General features: G+C 65.5%; 14 protein-coding genes. 6 read left to right on the plus strand and 8 right to left on the minus strand.

The window, feature by feature from the left end:
* The first annotated feature begins 9 nt into the window (after nt 1-9).
* The 3 genes from JVX91_RS25235 to JVX91_RS25245 all read left to right on the plus strand — a co-directional run bounded on the left by JVX91_RS25235 (nt 10) and on the right by JVX91_RS25245 (nt 4,301).
* Nucleotides 10-1,389: a sodium:solute symporter gene (locus JVX91_RS25235; RefSeq protein ID WP_205336793.1), complete on the plus strand. Its 1,380-nt coding sequence runs from the start codon at nt 10-12 to the stop codon at nt 1,387-1,389.
* Between the two features lie 115 nt (nt 1,390-1,504).
* Nucleotides 1,505-3,106: a 5-guanidino-2-oxopentanoate decarboxylase gene (locus tag JVX91_RS25240; RefSeq protein WP_205336794.1), complete on the plus strand. Its 1,602-nt coding sequence runs from the start codon at nt 1,505-1,507 to the stop codon at nt 3,104-3,106.
* Between the two features lie 469 nt (nt 3,107-3,575).
* Nucleotides 3,576-4,301 carry an MBL fold metallo-hydrolase gene (locus JVX91_RS25245; RefSeq protein ID WP_205336795.1) on the plus strand — a complete coding sequence of 242 codons (726 nt, stop codon included), beginning with the start codon at nt 3,576-3,578 and terminating at the stop codon, nt 4,299-4,301.
* Nucleotides 4,302-4,359: 58 nt separating this feature from the next.
* On the opposite strand, the gene JVX91_RS29155 is transcribed toward JVX91_RS25245, so the two are convergent.
* From JVX91_RS29155 to JVX91_RS25260, 4 genes are all read right to left on the minus strand, one after another.
* Entirely contained in the window at nt 4,360-4,494 is a 135-nt protein-coding gene (locus JVX91_RS29155; RefSeq protein WP_275892378.1) for a PA1414 family protein, read from the minus strand.
* 174 nt (nt 4,495-4,668) lie between these two features.
* Nucleotides 4,669-5,607 (minus strand): DMT family transporter, encoded by a 939-nt coding sequence (locus JVX91_RS25250; RefSeq protein ID WP_205336796.1) that lies wholly within the window; start codon nt 5,605-5,607, stop codon nt 4,669-4,671.
* Nucleotides 5,608-5,789: 182 nt separating this feature from the next.
* Nucleotides 5,790-6,887 (minus strand): extracellular solute-binding protein, encoded by a 1,098-nt coding sequence (locus tag JVX91_RS25255; protein ID WP_205336797.1) that lies wholly within the window; start codon nt 6,885-6,887, stop codon nt 5,790-5,792.
* A gap of 101 nt (nt 6,888-6,988) precedes the next feature.
* Entirely contained in the window at nt 6,989-8,029 is a 1,041-nt protein-coding gene (locus tag JVX91_RS25260; RefSeq protein ID WP_205336798.1) for a histone deacetylase family protein, read from the minus strand.
* A gap of 251 nt (nt 8,030-8,280) precedes the next feature.
* On the opposite strand from JVX91_RS25260, the gene JVX91_RS25265 reads away from it, so the two are divergent.
* From JVX91_RS25265 to JVX91_RS25275, 3 genes are all read left to right on the plus strand, one after another.
* Nucleotides 8,281-10,749, plus strand: a complete 2,469-nt coding sequence (locus tag JVX91_RS25265; protein WP_205336799.1) for a DUF3772 domain-containing protein — start codon at nt 8,281-8,283, stop codon at nt 10,747-10,749.
* A gap of 218 nt (nt 10,750-10,967) precedes the next feature.
* On the plus strand, nt 10,968-12,014 hold the full coding sequence (locus JVX91_RS25270) for a class I SAM-dependent methyltransferase (protein WP_205336800.1): 1,047 nt from the start codon (nt 10,968-10,970) through the stop codon (nt 12,012-12,014).
* A 133-nt stretch (nt 12,015-12,147) separates the two neighbouring features.
* Nucleotides 12,148-12,717 carry a hypothetical protein gene (locus tag JVX91_RS25275; RefSeq protein ID WP_205336801.1) on the plus strand — a complete coding sequence of 190 codons (570 nt, stop codon included), beginning with the start codon at nt 12,148-12,150 and terminating at the stop codon, nt 12,715-12,717.
* 75 nt (nt 12,718-12,792) lie between these two features.
* Here JVX91_RS25275 and JVX91_RS25280 read toward each other — a convergent pair whose 3' ends face one another.
* The 4 genes from JVX91_RS25280 to JVX91_RS25295 form a co-directional block, all read right to left on the minus strand.
* Entirely contained in the window at nt 12,793-13,005 is a 213-nt protein-coding gene (locus JVX91_RS25280; RefSeq protein ID WP_205336802.1) for a DUF3079 domain-containing protein, read from the minus strand.
* Between the two features lie 106 nt (nt 13,006-13,111).
* Nucleotides 13,112-14,131: an AraC family transcriptional regulator gene (locus tag JVX91_RS25285; protein ID WP_205336803.1), complete on the minus strand. Its 1,020-nt coding sequence runs from the start codon at nt 14,129-14,131 to the stop codon at nt 13,112-13,114.
* A gap of 225 nt (nt 14,132-14,356) precedes the next feature.
* The gene (locus JVX91_RS25290; protein ID WP_015476361.1) at nt 14,357-15,538 is read right to left on the minus strand and encodes a VWA domain-containing protein; all 1,182 of its coding nucleotides are present in this window, start codon (nt 15,536-15,538) and stop codon (nt 14,357-14,359) included.
* A 135-nt stretch (nt 15,539-15,673) separates the two neighbouring features.
* The gene (locus tag JVX91_RS25295; RefSeq protein WP_151187902.1) at nt 15,674-16,519 is read right to left on the minus strand and encodes a MoxR family ATPase; all 846 of its coding nucleotides are present in this window, start codon (nt 16,517-16,519) and stop codon (nt 15,674-15,676) included.
* Nucleotides 16,520-16,574 lie beyond the last annotated feature (55 nt).

The raw sequence follows: 16,574 nt of genomic DNA on the forward strand, positions 1-16,574 counted from the left end.
GCCGACACCATGGCACTGGATCTGATCGTCGTTCTGATATATGCCGCAGGCATGTTGTGGTTGGGCTGGTATGGCATGCGCCGCGCCAAGACCCATGAAGATTACCTCGTGGCTGGCCGCAACCTCGGTCCGGCGTTCTACATGGGCACCATGGCTGCGACCGTCCTGGGCGGCGCCTCCACCGTCGGCACCGTGCGCCTGGGCTACGTCCATGGCATTTCCGGCTTCTGGCTGTGCGCCGCCCTCGGCGCCGGCATCATTGCGCTGAACCTGTTCCTGGCCAAGCCGCTGCTCAAGCTGCGCATCTTCACCGTTACCCAGGTCCTGGAGCGTCGCTATAACCCGATGGCTCGCCAGGCCTCCGCGGTGATCATGTTCGCCTACGCGCTGATGATCGGCGTGGTCTCCACCCTGGCCATCGGCACCGTGATGCAGGTCCTGTTCGGCCTGCCGTTCTGGGTGTCCGTGCTGCTGGGCGGCGGCGTCGTGGTGATCTACTCCACCATCGGCGGCATGTGGTCCCTGACCCTGACCGATATCGTGCAGTTCATCATCAAGACCGTTGGCCTGATGTTCATCCTGCTGCCGATCTGCCTGTACCGCGTGGGCGGCTGGGACGAGCTGGTCGCGAAACTGCCGGCAACCGCCTTCAGCTTCCACACCATCGGCTACGACACCATCATCACCTACTTCCTGATCTACTTCTTCGGCATCCTGATCGGCCAGGACATCTGGCAGCGCGTGTTCACCGCCCGCGACGACAAGGTCACCAAGTACGCCGGCACCGCCGCCGGTGTCTACTGCGTGATCTACGGCCTGGTCGGCGCGCTGATCGGCATGTGCGCCAAGGTGCTCCTGCCTGACCTGGACAACGTCAACAACGCCTTCGCCGCCATCGTCAGCGCCGCCCTGCCGGACGGCATCCGTGGCCTGGTGATCGCCGCCGCCCTGGCCGCCATGATGTCCACCGCCAGCGCCGGCCTGCTCGCCGCCTCCACCACCATCACCGAAGACCTGCTGCCGATCGTTACCGGCCAGCGTTCGACCCGCCTGAGCCTGAACCGCATCTGCACCCTGATCACCGGTGTCGTGGTCCTGGCCATCGCCCTGGTGGTGAACGATGTGCTCAGCGCCCTGACCCTGGCGTACAACCTGCTGGTGGGCGGCATGCTGATCCCGCTGATCGGTGCCATCTACTGGAAGCGCGCCACCACCGCCGGCGCGATCACCAGCATGGCCCTGGGCTTCGTCACCGCGCTGGTGTTCATGCTCAAGGATGGCTTCGACGCCAACACCCCGATCTACTACAGCCTGTCCATCGGCCTGGTCAGCTTCATCGTCGTCAGCCTGCTGTCGCCCCGCCCGGCGGCGGTCGCCGACGCGGCCTGATTTAACGCTTGCGCAAGGCAAGAGGGCGCGGCGAGATGATCTCCGCGCCCTCTTTGCTTGATGGCCACGACTTCACACTAGATACGACCTCACCCACGAACATTAAGGAACTGCCATGACCACCTGCGGCGAATTCCTCGTCAAGCAACTCGAAGCCTGGGGCGTCGATACCGTCTTCGGCATCCCCGGCGTGCACACCGTCGAGCTGTACCGCGGCCTGCCCCATAGCGGCATCCGCCACATCACCCCGCGCCATGAACAGGGCGCCGGCTTCATGTCCGACGGCTACGCGCGCGTCACCGGCAAGCCGGGCGTGTGCTTCATCATCACCGGCCCGGGCATGACCAACATCCTCACCGCCATGGGCCAGGCCTACGCCGATTCGATCCCCATGCTGGTGATCTCCAGCGTCAACGAGCGCTCGCGCCTGGCCCACGGCAACGGCTACCTGCACGAACTACCGAACCAGCGCGCCATGGTCGCCGGCGTCAGCGCCTTCAGCCATACGCTGATGAGCGTCGAGGAACTCCCCGCCGTTCTGGCCCGCGCCTTCGCCGTGTTCGACAGCGAGCGCCCGCGCCCGGTGCACATCGAACTGCCGCTGGACATCATCACCGCCCCGGCCGACCACATGCAGGTACGCCCGCGCGTGCAGCTGGCCCGCCCTGCCCCGGCCCGCTCGCCGCTGCACGAGGCCGCCGCCAAGCTGGCCAAGGCAAAGAACCCGCTGCTGCTGCTCGGCGGCGGCTGCGTCGAAGCCCAGGCCGAAGCCCGCGCACTCGCTATCGCCCTCGACGCTCCGACCGCACAGACCATCAACGCCAAGGGCCTGCTGCAGCCCGACCACCCGCTGCTGATCGGCAGCAACCAGTCGCTGGTGCCGGTGCGTGAACTGGCCGAGCAGGCCGACGTGGTGCTGGCCATCGGCACCGAGCTGGGCGAGACCGACTACGACGTGGTGTTCGACGGCAACTTCAAGATCGGCGGCGAGCTGATCCGCGTCGACATCGACCCGCAGCAGCTGATGCGCAACTATGCGCCGAGCATCGCCATCCACAGCGATGCCCGCACCGCCATGCGCGCCCTGCTCGACCTGCTGCCGGCCCGCCAGGCCGATGCCAACAGCCCCGGCGCCCAGCGCGCGGCCAAGGTACGCGCACAACTGGCCGAGGACTTCAGCGGCTGGGCGCACTACCGCGAGCTGTTCGGCAAGATCCTCGAAGTACTGCCCGATGCGCGCTTCGTCGGCGACTCGACGCAGACCGTCTACAGCGGCAACCACCTGGTGGAACTGGACGGCGGCCGCCGCTGGTTCAACGCCTCCACCGGCTACGGCACCCTGGGCTACGGCCTGCCGGCCGCCATCGGCGCCAAGCTCGGCGAACCGGGCCGCCCGGTGATCAGCCTGATGGGCGACGGCGGCCTGCAGTTCACCATGACCGAACTGGCCAGCGCCGTGGAAGCCAAGGTGGGCATCATCGTCCTGCTGTGGAACAACCACGGCTACGGCGAGATCAAGCGCTACATGGAACGCCGCGACATCACCCCGCTGGGCGTGGACATCTACACCCCGGACTTCCTCGCCATCGCCAAGGGCTTCGGCTGCGCCGCCGAGCGCGCCCGCGACCACGCGCACCTGCAGGAACTGCTGCGCAACGCCCCGAGCGATCGCCCGCTGATCGTGGAAGTGATGGAGGCGGCGCCTTTCGCGCCTTGAGCCCAGCCTGTCAAAACCGACAGTCCCACGTAGGGCGCATAACGCGCCAGCGTTATCCGCCGCCAGCTATCGCACCACGGCAATTGGCGGATAACCGCAAGCGGTTATTCGCCCTACGTCACTGACGCGATGGTTTCAACATGCACCGCCCCAGTCCCCTCTCCCTTAAGGGAGAGGGTTAGGGAGAGGGAAAGGACGCCCACGCAGCACAACGACAACCCCATCTCCACCCTGCCCTCTCCCAGGGGGAGCGGGAATCCGCCAGAGCCGAGCGGCGGCGCAGCTACCGGTGACGCCGCTCCAATCCCCCAAGGCTCCGAACGGTTCCCTCTCCCCCTGGGAGAGGTTAGGGTGGGGCCACCCGGCATCCCATGCGCGTAGGAGCGGACTCCGTCCGCGATCGATCACCGCCGCATCGGGGCTTGCGCGGCTGCCCTCGCCCTTACGCACAACCACAAGGCGCGCAACCATGAAGATCGTCACCCGCGACCGCTGGTTCGAGGTCCGTCACTGCTACGACGGCGTCAGCCTGATCCACGAGCCCTACGTCCGCCCCTTCTACCGCTGCAACATGTGGCACATCCAGGGACGCGACCGCGACGTACTGGTAGACAGCGGCTCCGGCCTGGTCAGCCTGCGCGAACAACTGCCCTGGCTTACCGACCGCCCGCTGCTGGCCGTCGCCAGCCATACCCATTTCGACCACATCGCCGGACACCACGAGTTCGACGAACGCCTGGTGCACCCGGCCGAAGCCGACATCCTCGCCAGCCCCGACGGCGAGCGCACCCTGGCCACCGCCTTCGTCGACGACGAGATGTTCGACGCCCACCCGGACTACCCGCTGTGCTACGCCGAATACCGGGTGAAAGCCGCGCCGGCCACTCGCACCATCGACGAAGGCGACGTGCTCGACCTGGGCGACCGCACCCTGCAGGTCCTGCACACTCCTGGTCATTCGCCGGGCGGCATCAGCCTGTGGGAAGAGAAAACGCAGACGCTGTTCTCCGGCGACATCATCTACGACGGCCCGCTGATCGAGGACGCCTACCACTCCAACCTGGACGACTACGCGGCCAGCCTTTCACGCCTGCGCGAGCTGCCAGTGCGCACCGTGCATGGCGGGCACTTCCCGAGCTTCTCCGGGGAAAGGCTGAAAGGAATGATCGACGACTGGTTCAAGGCCCACGAATGACGGGCAAGAAAAAACCCGCCAATTGGCGGGTTTCTCTTTTAGCTGAGCGGGAGCGCGATCAGTAGCGCCGGCGCTGCTCCATCAGGCGACGCTGTTCGTCGCTGCGGATGGGGATGGGTTGCAGACGTGGAGGCTCGATCAGGCCGAGCATGACACCGAGTTTCCACGCAATGCTTTGCAGCCAGACTTTCATGGATACCTCCTCGTGCGAATTCAGGTCGGGCGGCCCGTTACCACCATGGGCCGCCCTAGGAAGAATAGCCCGGCGTCCCACTCTCCGCCCGTGCCACTCACTCCTTGCAACAAAGACTATCGTCTTCCCTCCCCGCAGCGCCTGACCTGAATCAAGAGCGCGACATTTCCCACATCAGCGCGAAAGCATTCGGCGAATCCACTGCTCGCTGCTCACCAGCGTGATACCGGCCAGCACCAGCGCTGCGCCCGCGACGAAATTCAGCGTCAGCGGCTCGCCGAGGATCAGCACGCCGAAGGCGATGCCGAACATCGGCGTCATGAAGGAAAACACCGCCAGGTTCGACGCCAGGTAGCGGCGCAGCAGCCAGAACCAGGTGAAGTAGCTGAAGAACGACACCACCAGCCCCTGGAACAGCACGCTGCCCACGCCGATGGCGGTGAAGCTCACATCCTGGGTCTTGCCCAGCGCCAGCGCGGCGAAGGGCAGGAGCAGCGCAGCGATCAGCAACTGGTAGAACAGCGTCAGGATCGGCTTCGCCTCGGACAGCCGCGTAGTGCGCACCGCCACCGTGGTCATGCCCCAGGCGAAGCCGGCCAGCACGCCGAAGGCGTCGCCCAGCAGCATGCGGCTGTCCATGCTCGCCAGATCGAACCCGCCACCGAAGCACATCGCGATACCCGCGAAGCACACACCGATCCCCAGCCACTGCAACGGACGCAACCGCTCGCTGGGCAGCAGGAAGTGCAGCGCCAGCGCCGAGAAGATCGGCGCCGTATAGATGAACACCGCCATGTGCGAGGCCGACGTATAGACCAGCCCCTGGGCGATGAAGAAGAACTCGGCGGCGAACAGCACGCCGGCCAGCAGCCCGCCCTTGACGGTGCCGTGGCGCAGGAAGCCTTCCCAGCCACCGCGCCAGCACATCAGCAGCCCCACCACCACGGCAGCCACCAGGTTGCGGCCGAAGGCCTGCATGATCGGTGCGATGTCGTGAGCGGCCAGTTTCACCATCACCGCCTGGATGCCCCAGATGATGCACAGGCCGGTCATGACCTGGATGGCGAAGGCGTCGGCGCCCTTGCGCTCGACGATGTTGGCTTGGGTATTCATGAGCGCCTCCTTGCGAAGGCGTGGGCAGCGGTCCGGCAGGTCATGGCAAGGCTCGGCAGTCAAAGAAAGTCGGGAAGCCCAATGAAAATCGGCGGACTTCCTCAAGGAAGTCCGCCGATCATGCCAGTTCGCGGCGCCCGGCCGCCAACGGAAATCCGCTGTTCAGAGCGCCGTGGGCGACATTATTTCCCGGATTTCACCTGGGTCCAGGTGCGGGTACGGATGCGCTCCAGCTTGGGCGGCAGCATCTCCACCGAGAACAGCTTGGCCTGCACCTCCGCCGGCGGGTAGACGTTGGGGTTGTCGTGCAGCTCCTTGGAGATCAGCCCGTCCGCCGCCTGGTTAGGGTTGGCGTAGGCGACGTAGTCGGAGATCGGCGCGACCACTTCCGGGCGCAGCAGGTAGTTGAGGAAGGCGTGGGCCTGCTCGACGTTCTTCGAGTCCTTCGGAATCGCCAGCACGTCGAACCACGCTGCGGCGCCCTCCTTGGGAATGCGGTACTCGATGTGGATGCCGTTATTGGCTTCCTTCGCGCGGTTGGCTGCCTGCATCGCGCCGCCGGACCAGGCGAGAGCCACGCAGACATCGCCGTTGGCGAGGTCGGTGACGAACTTCGAAGAGCTGAAGTAGGTGATGTGCGGGCGCAGTTGCGCCAGCAGCGCCTCGGCCTTCTTGTAGTCGTCCGGGTTGTGGCTGTTCGGCGACAGGCCCAGGTAATGCAGGACCTGCGGAATGACTTCGGTGGGCGAGTCGAGGAAGGCCACGCCGCAGGACTTCAGCTTGGCCAGGTTCTCTGGCTTGAACACCAGGTCCCAGGAGTCCACCGGCGCGTTGTCGCCGAGCACGGCCTTGACCTTGTCGACGTTGTAGGCAATGCCGTTGGTGCCCCACATGTAGGGCATCACGTATTGGTTGCCCGGGTCCTTGCTCTCCAGCACCTTGAGCAGTGCGGGATTGAGATTCTTCCAGTTCGGCAGCTTGCTCTTGTCCAGCGGCTGGAACACGCCGGCCTTGAGGTAGTTGGGCAGGAAGCTGTCGCTGGGCACGACCACGTCATAGCCCGAGTGGCCGGAAAGCAGCTTGGCTTCCAGCACTTCGTTGCTGTCGTAGACGTCGTATTGCGGCTTGATGCCGGTCTCGCTCTGGAAGCCCTTGAGGGTGTCCGGACCGATGTAGTCGAACCAGTTGTAGATGCGCACTTCCGGCGCGGCGCTGGCAGCACCGGCGGTGACGAGGGCGGCGGCGGCGAGCAGGCCGCGCAGCGCGGTATTCTTGTTCATGTCCTTCCCCAGTTGATGCGCTCGCACTCTGACCATACAAACAACCGGTCGCGAGCCAATAAATGCAGTGGGGCGGATCAATGTCCGCCCCACTTCGTCGATCAGCGTGCAGCGCCTTCGTAGCCCTGCAGCACGTTCACCGCGTTGACGCCGATGGCCTCGACCGCGTAGCCCCCTTCCATGATGAACAGGGTCGGGATACCCAGTGCGGCGATGCGCTCGCCCATCTTCAGGTAGTCCGGGCTGTCCAGCTTGAACTCGGAAATCGGGTCGTCCTTATACGTATCCACGCCCAGCGAGACAACCACCGCGTCCGGCGCGTAGTCGGCGATCTTGCGGCACGCATCGTCCAGCGCGGCGAACCAGCCATCCCAGCCGGTGCCGTGGGGCAGCGGGTAGTTGTGGTTGTAGCCTTCGCCGGCGCCCTCGCCGTGCTCGTTGGCGTGACCGAGGAAGTACGGGTACTCCACCAGCGGGTCGCCGTGGATCGAGGCGAACAGCACGTCGTTGCGGCGGTAGAAGATGTCCTGGGTGCCGTTGCCGTGGTGGTAGTCCACGTCGAGGATGGCGACGCGCTTGGCGCCCTGGTCGAGGAAAGCCTGGCTGACGATGGCGGCGTTGTTCAGGAAGCAGTAGCCGCCCATGAAGTCGCTACCGGCGTGGTGACCCGGCGGACGGCACAGCGCGAAAGCGGTGCTGGCGCCCTGGCGCATGTGGTCCTGGGCGGTCAGCGCGACCTGGGCCGAGCTGTACACGGCCTGCCAGGTGCCGGCAGTGATCGGCGCCTCGGTGTCGAAGCTGTAGTGCCCCACTTCGCCCATCAGCGCAGTCGGGATCGGACCGTCACGGAGCAGGCGGCGCCCCGGGAAGGTGGTGGAGACCAGGTCGCCGGTGTGGCCTTCGGCCGCCCAGCGCGCCCAGGCGCCCTTGAGGAATTCGACGTAGCGGGTGTTGTGCGCGCGCAGGATCGGCTCCATGCCGAAGTCCTTGGGCTCGATGATTTCGCCCAGGTTCTGCGACTTCACGCGGGCCAGCACGGTATCCGCGCGGCTGGGCATCTCGAAGCAGGGCTGGAGTTTGCCGTCGACCAGTTCGGACTGGCCGAAATGCAGGCGGTGATCATCGCTGTACACGGTAAGCATGGGAGTACCCTCTGAAGGATTCTTGTTGTCCAGTGGCGGAATTCTGCCCAGCGCCTGCGCTTCGCAAAACAGCGGGAGCGGCCAAAAGGGGATCGATATGGCCAGAATTTATGACCCTTAACCATCTGCTTGTGTTGATTATCCGGATTCACCCGGTAAAGACCAGCCACTGCGGCGCTATGCTCTAGGGAATTGCCACGCCGCACTCCGGTCGAACCCCGGTAAGCGTCTTGACCACAGGATGGGGGAACATGCGGGAAACCTTCGTACGCGCCTGCAGCCGCGTGCTGCTGATGCTGACCTTGTCGCTCGCCGGAGCGGGCATCGTGCTGGCAGAGGAGCCGACCGACGTCCAGGCCGGCGACACCATCGAACTGCCCGACCTCCCCGAGGATGCCGGCCTCGATCAACTGAGTGCACGGCTGGAACTGATCCGCCAGCGAGTCTCCGCCGACAGCGACGACGGCCTGCTGTCCAACCTGCGCCAGGCCGCGCTGGCCGTGCAGGCCCGCGCCGAACAGAGCGCTACCGACATCAGCGCACAGTTGGCCCGCACCAACGACCAGCTCAAGGTCCTCGGCCCCGCCACTCCCAACGAGGCGGAAAGCCTGGCCAACCAGCGTAACGACCTGCTGGCCGAGCAGAAGCAGCAACAGAAGCAGCAGGACCGCGCCAATCAGTTGGACAAGAACGCCCAGGATCTTGCCGCACAGATCGTCAACCTGCGCCGTAGCCAGTTCAATTCGCAGATCGCCACCCGTTACCCTCCGCCGCTGAGTCCACGCTTCTGGTCGAGCCTGATCCGCCCCACCGACGACGACCTGGCGCGTCTGCAGGCCATCCGCGGGCAGATGGGCGACGCCTTCGCGCTGACCTGGCAACCCGAGCACCGCTGGCCCTTCATCGTCTGTCTGATTGCCGCAGCATTGTTCTGGATTCCCGGCCGGCGCCTGCTGGAACAGTTGCTGACCAAGGCGATGATCCGCTGGATTCCGGTGGGCCGCCTGCGCCGCAGCGCGCTGGCCGTGGCGGTCAGCCTCGCCACCATCCTGACCCTGGGCGGCGGCGCCGCGCTGATCCGCGAAGGGCTGGACTGGCATGGACAGCTGAATGGCAACATGTCCAACCTGGGCGACCAGCTACTGATCCTGGTGATCTTCTGCACCTTCACCGCCGGCCTGGGTCGGGCGCTGCTCGCCGTGCAACGGCCTTCGTGGCGCCTACCGGACCTCCCCGATCCGGTGGCCGACGCCCTCTCCCCCTTCCCCTGGCTGATGGCCTGGCTGCTGCTGGTGCTGGGCACCCAGGAGCGTCTGAACAGCGCGAGCGGTGCCAGCCTGGCGCTGACCGTCGCGGTGAACGGCATCACCGCGCTGGCCACCGCCGTGCTCTTCTCCATTGCGCTTTATCGTTACCGCAGCGCCCGCCGCGAGGCCGAGGAGCACGAAACCTCGGCGCTGGCCGGCATCATCGTGCTGGCGATGATGTTCACGGTGCTGCTGATCGTCCTGGCACTGGTCACCGGCTACCTCTCGCTGGCCTATTTCCTCGCCGGCAAACTGCTCTGGGTCAGCGTGGTCGGTGCCACCGGCTACCTGCTGACCACCCTGTTCGTCGACCTCTGCGAAGCGCTGTTGTCACCCAGGCAGAAGATCGGCGCTCGCCTGGCCGAGAACCTGGGCATCGATCCGCGCCACCAGGCGCAGTTCGCCACTCTGCTGACCGGCGCCGGGCGTACGCTGCTGGTGCTGTCCACGGTGTTGATCGCCTTCTCCACGACCGGTACCAGCCCCGGCGAACTCCTTCAGGGGCTGGTGCGCCTGGTGGAAAGCGGGCAGTCCCTCGGCCGGCTGAACATCGTCCCACAAGATATCCTGCTGGCCTTGGGCACCCTGGCCGCCGGACTCTTCGCCCTGCGTCTGCTCAAACGCTGGCTGGCCGAGGAGTTACTGCCGGAAACCAGCATGGATGCCGGCATGCGTGCCTCGCTGGTAACACTGGTGGGCTACATCGGCATGGTCATCCTGGTGCTGCTGGTGCTCTCGGCGCTGCGCATCAACCTCACCAGCCTGACCTGGGTGGTCAGCGCCCTGTCGGTGGGTATCGGTTTCGGCCTGCAGGCCATCGTGCAGAACTTCATTTCCGGCCTGATCCTGCTGACCGAACGCCCGGTGAAGGTGGGCGACTGGGTCAGCCTGACCGGCGGTGTCGAAGGCGACATCCGCCGGATCAACGTGCGCGCCACGGAAATCCAGATGGCCGACCAGTCCACGGTCATCGTGCCGAACTCCCAGTTCATCTCGCAGAACGTGCGCAACGTGACCATGGGCAGCGCTCTGGGCGTGGTCGGCATCAACCTGACCCTGCCGCTGGACACCGACGTGCAGAAGGTCCGCGAACTGATGCTCAAGGCCTACTCCGAGCACGAGAACATCGTCGAGACGCCCGCCCCTTCGGTGACCTTCAAGGACCTCAGCGCCACCGGCCTGACCCTGGCCGCTTCCGGCAATGTCAGCAGCCCGCGGGCGGTCTACTCGACCAAGAGCGACCTGCTGTTCACTATCTTCAGCGGTCTGCGCGAAGCCGGCATCAACCTCACCGTGCCGCAGAACCTGATCCTCCAGCGGCCGCAGGCGCCGCGCAGCGAGCCGGATACCCAGGCGCCGGAACCCGCTGCACCGCCAGTCGGTCCCGACACCGGCCCCACCGCGCAGTCGTAGACTCAAGGATCACCCCCGCGGGGATACGCAGCTGACGCTGTCCTTCCTCGCGGTCCTGCGCGCGACAGTCCCGCCCGGGAGCCAGCGTTGCGCCCGCAGCGCCCCGTGCCTGCCGTTGGCCCGCGCCCGTTGCGGCACCCGGCCTCTCCCCGTGCCGCTTTCCTCCATCAGCCTCCACCGGGGACGCTCTCCGGCGGCCCCGCACGGGAGATCGCGCAATGGACGAAGCCAGACTCAACGAATTCATGGGCAAGCTGGTCACCGACATGGGTGGCGCGGCGATGCTCGCCAACATCATCCTGGGTGAAGAGCTCGGCCTCTACAAAGCCATGGCCGACGGCCAATGGCTCAGTCCGGCGCAACTGGCCGAGCGCACCGGCTGCAACGCCCGCCTGCTGCGCGAATGGCTCAGCGCCCACGCGGCATCCGGCTACATGGAACACCAGGACGGCAACTTCCGCCTGCCGGAGGAACAGGCCATGGCGCTGGCCATCGAGGACTCGCCGGTCTATGTCGCCGGCGGCGCCTCCGTGGTCGCGGCGCTGTACCACGACAAGGACAAGCTGGTCGCCGCCATGCGCGGAGACGGCGCCCTGGCCTGGGGTGATCACCACCCCTGCATGTTCTCCGGCACCGAGAAATTCTTCCGCCCCGGCTATCGCGCGCACCTGGTGGCCGAGTGGCTGCCGGCCCTGGACGACGTGGTCGACAAGCTCCAGCGTGGCGCGCAGGTCGCCGACGTTGGTTGCGGTCACGGCGCCTCGACCATCGTCATGGCGCAATCCTTCCCCGCGTCGAACTTCGTCGGCTTCGATTACCACCAGCCGTCCATCGAAGTAGCCAACCAGCGCGCCAGCCAGGCCGAGGTCGCTGGACGCGCCTACTTCCAGCGCGCCAGCGCCAAGGACTACCCCGGCAATGACTATGACTTGATCTGCTTCTTCGACTGCCTGCACGACATGGGCGACCCAGTCGGAGCCGCGCAGCATGCGCGCCAGGCGCTCAAGGCGGACGGCACGGTGCTGCTGGTGGAACCCTTCGCCAATGACCTCCTGGACGACAACCAGAACCCGGTCGGCCGGCTGTTCTATGCCGCCTCCACCTTCATCTGCACACCCAACTCGCTGTCGCAGGAGGTGGGCCTTGGGCTCGGCGCCCAAGCCGGCGAGGCGCGCCTGCGCAAGGTGTTCGAGGAGGCCGGTTTCAGCCGCTTCCGCCGCGCAGCCGAAACGCCCTTCAACCTGATACTCGAAGCGCGCCCCTGATTCACCGGTAGATTGCCCGCAGCGCCCGTGATCCGGGCGCTTCGGCTTGGAAACAATTCGTCATTTGCCCGTCATCAATCCGTTATGTGCCCCGTTGAAACTCGCAGGCTTTCAACCCAGGGAAGCCCCCAAGATGTTCAATAAAAAGACTGCCAACAAAGCTGCATCTCTCGCCCTGCTCGTCGCCGCCCTCGCCGGCTGCGCCGCCCAGGCTCCGGTAGCCAGCAAGGAAGCCACCCCCAACAACGACGACTGGTACCTGGTGCGTACTGACGAGACCCTGTACCTGTTCGATGACGCCGCCGTCTACCGCGACTACATCGTGACCGGCAAGACCACCTACACCAAGGAAGTGGGTGAGAAGGACAAGTTCGGCCAGAACGTGGTCCTGGCCGTCCGCGCCGAGGACAAGGACAAGGACGCGAAGAAGATCGCCTCCTACCAGTTCTACAAGCAGAGCATGCCGCCGGCCGCCGGCTTCTACGGCGAAATCCGCCAGGAAGGCGTGATCTACGTGGCCCAGCGCTACGGCGACATGGTCGACATGAACGGCCTGGGCGAACCGATCTTCCGCCACACCGAAATCGCCAGCGGCCCCAACGGCGAGCGCGTGGTCTACCTGATGCAGAAGGAAGAGAAGAAGCCGGTCGGCCTGATCGCCCGCTTCCAGAAGATCTACGGCATCACGCCCGCCAAGGGCTGATGACGAAAAAGCGCGCATTCCGGGGAGGGAATGCGCGCTTTTTCATGGCCGGCGCCGCAAGGGCGCGGGTACGTGTTAGCTGGAAGGCTCCAGCTGCGCGGCGATTTTCTCCGGCGCCTCGATACCCCAGTCACCGAACTGATACCAGTCATCGCCGAGCATCTCGGCCGGGTGCATGGTGCGGTCCGCGCCGTTGCCGCAGGCCAAGTTCGTGGCCGGGCAATAGCGGTCGCAGCCCCAGCAGATGCGTTCGGGGTGCGGTGGATTGAGCGGGAATTTCTTGGCCATGGTCAGGCCCTCGGGAATTTCCTTGTGGGATTCCTGAAGGCTATGCCTGTCGGACTGGCCTGCTCCTTGATCTACGGCAGCTTTGCACGGATTTCAGGCGCGGCGTTTATGCACGGAAGTGGCTCGGCGGCTGGCCGCTCCAGCGCTGGAAGGCGTGGCGCAGGCTGGCGGTTTCGCTGAAGCCGAGCTCCTCGGCGATGCGGTAGATCGGCATGTCGCCGTCCTGCAGCAGTTCCTTGGCGCGGGCGAAGCGCAGTTCGTCCAGCAGTTGCTGGTAGCTGGTCTGCTGTTGTTGCAGGTGGCGGCGCAGACTGCGCGAGGAGCAGTTCAGGCGCCGCGCCAGTTCTTCCAGGCCCGGCGGCTCCTGCAGGCGTTCGCCGAGGATCGCGCGGACCTTGTCCAGCCAGGCGCGGCGGGCAGCCAGGTCGATATTCTGGCGGCGGCACTGTTCGAGCATCTCGCGATGGGTCACGGCGTCGGCGAGTGGCAACCGCATATCGAGCCAGCTCGCGGGGAAGCCGATGGCGCTGCGCGTGCGGTCGAACTCCAGCTGGCAACCGAACAGGGTGGCGTAGGCGGCGCAGCGATCAGCCGGGCCCTCGTAGTCGAACTCCGCGCGCACCAGCGGCAGCGGCTGGCCGAGCAGGTCGGCGCAGGCCACCTTCAGCGAGCCCAGGCACAGCTCGGTGTTGAACGGGCGCATGTCCTCTTCCTCGCCGTAGCCGGTGGCGACCAGCCAGGCCATGTCACCCTCCACTTCCAGCGCGAGATGGAAGTAGGTGCCCAGCAGCACCGGGTAACTCAGGCCGATGCGCAACGCTTCGCCCAGGGTCGGCGCGGAAATCAGTGCGTAACCGAGCAGGCCATAGGCGGTGATCCGCGTGCGCACGCCCAGGCGCAGGCCCAGCGCGGGCTCGCCGGCGAGTGTCTGGACGTTGGTGAAGACCTGCTGCTCCTGCCAGGGGCTGACCAGCCGGCGCAGGTCGAGCAGATCGTCGCCGGTGATCCCGCTGCCCTCGAGGATGGATTCGCGGCTATGCCCCTCCGACTCCATCAACGCGACGGTCAGCGAGGTCATGTGCAGGGAGTTGAGCCAGGTGGAGCGGGAGAAGGTCAGAGGATTCATTCGATGCCCATCGTAGACGCTACGGCGCGCCGCCAGGTGTTACCGCGACAGGCGCAGGTCAGAAGCAGGCAAGTTGCGTGCCGGCCACCCAGCATGGCCGGATCGATCCCCATCTTACGGGGCCTCAGACACAAAGCGGAGGTTTCGAGCCTCCGCCACGGGGTTACCTTTGCGGACATCGGAACGGTGCGTGCGCACCGTCCCGGTGCTCAACCGCGGCAGAGCTCAACCACGAGAGAGGAAGCGCATGCCCTCTTCCAGGCCGCTCAGGGTCAGCGGGAACATCTGCTCCTTCACCAGCTCGCGCACGAGGCCGGTGGAGGCGGTGTAGTTCCAGGTATCCTTCGGGTACGGGTTGATCCAGATGAGCTTCTTGTACTTCTCCATGAAGCGCTGCATCCACACGTAGCCGGCCTCCTCGTTCCAGTGCTCGACGCTGCCGCCGGCCTGGGTGATCTCGTAGGGCGCCATGGCGGCGTCGCCGACGAATACCACCTTGTAGTCCGGCCCGTACTTGTGCAGCAGGTCGAAGGTGGCGGTGCGTTCGCTGGAGCGACGCAGGTTGTTCTTCCACACCGACTCGTAGATGAAGTTGTGGAAGTAGAAGTATTCGAGGTGCTTGAACTCGGTCTTGCAGGCCGAGAACAGTTCCTCGCAGACCTTCACGTGAGCGTCCATCGACCCGCCGATATCCAGCAGCAGCAGGAGCTTCACGGTGTTGCGGCGCTCGGGACGCATCTGGATATTGAGCAGGCCGGCGTCCTTCGCGGTGTGGTCGATGGTGCCGTCGATATCCAGCTCTTCCGCCGCGCCCTCGCGGGCGAACTTGCGCAGGCGGCGCAGGGCGATCTTGATGTTGCGCGTGCCCAGTTCGACCTGGTCGTCGAGGTTCTTGTACTCGCGCTGGTCCCAGACCTTGGCGGCCTTGCCCTGGCGCTTGCCGGCGTCGCCGACGCGGATGCCCTCGGGGTTGAAGCCACCGGAGCCGAACGGGCTGGTGCCGCCGGTACCGATCCACTTGTTGCCGCCAGCGTGGCGTTCCTTCTGCTCTTCGAGGCGCTTCTTGAACTCCTCGATGAGCTTGTCCAGGCCACCGAGGGACTGGATCTGCGCGCGCTCCTCGTCGGTCAGCAGGCGCTCGAACTCCTTGCGCAGCCATTCCTCGGGGATCAGGGCCTTGAGGTGGTCGTCGAGCTTTTCCAGGCCCTTGAAGTAGGCGCCGAAGGCCCGGTCGAACTTATCGAAATGGCGCTCGTCCTTCACCATGATGGTGCGGGCGAGGTAGTAGAACTCGTCCATGTCGGCGAACACGACGCGGTGCTTGAGCGCATCGATCAGGTCGAGCAGCTCGCGCACCGACACCGGCACCTTGGCCGCGCGCATTTCGTTGAACAGGTTGAGCAGCATGGAAATGCCCTCACAGAAAATCGGACAGTCCCCTCTCCCCCCTGGGAGAGGGTTAGGGTGAGGGGGAAGCACGACACGGCAGCCATGCCCTCACCCCTGCCCTCTCCCGGAGGGAGAGGGGGAAAAGCCAGAGCGTCAGCGGCTGGCGCGGCGGCTCATGAACGCGAGGCGTTCGAGAAGCTGTACGTCCTGCTCGTTCTTCACCAGGGCACCAGCCAGCGGCGGGATGGCCTTGGTGGGGTCGCGTTCGCGCAGCACGGCTTCGCCGATGTTGTCGGCCATCAGCAGTTTCAGCCAGTCCACCAGTTCGGAGGTGGAGGGCTTCTTCTTCAGGCCCGGAACCTTGCGCACGTCGAAGAAGATGTCCAGCGCCTCGCTGACCAGCGTGCCGCTGATCTTCGGGTAGTGCACATCGACGATCTTCTGCAGGGTCTCGCGATCAGGGAAGGCGATGTAGTGGAAGAAGCAACGGCGCAGGAAGGCGTCCGGCAACTCCTTCTCGTTGTTGGAGGTGATGATGATGATCGGGCGCTGCTTGGCCTTGATGGTCTCGTTGGTCTCGTAAACGTAGAACTCCATCTTGTCGAGTTCCTGCAACAGGTCGTTGGGGAACTCGATGTCGGCCTTGTCGATCTCGTCGATCAGCAGGATCACCCGCTCTTCGGCCTCGAAGGCCTCCCAGAGCTTGCCCTTCTTGATGTAGTTGCGCACGTCGTGGACCTTGTCCACGCCCAGCTGCGAGTCGCGCAGGCGGCTGACCGCGTCGTACTCGTAGAGGCCCTGGTGGGCCTTGGTGGTGGACTTGATGTGCCAGGTGATCAGCTTGGCGCCGAAGGACTCCGCCAGCTGCTCGGCGAGCATGGTCTTGCCGGTGCCCGGCTCGCCTTTCACCAGCAGCGGGCGCTGCAGGGTGATGGCGGCATTGACCGCCAGCTTGAGGTCGTCGGTGGCGACGTAGGACTGGGTGCCTTCGAACTTCATCGGTGAATCCTCGAACGATAGCGGGCCGGGCGTTCTGCCGGGCCAGGCGAATGGT

Source organism: Pseudomonas sp. PDNC002, assembly GCF_016919445.1.
GTDB lineage: Bacteria > Pseudomonadota > Gammaproteobacteria > Pseudomonadales > Pseudomonadaceae > Pseudomonas.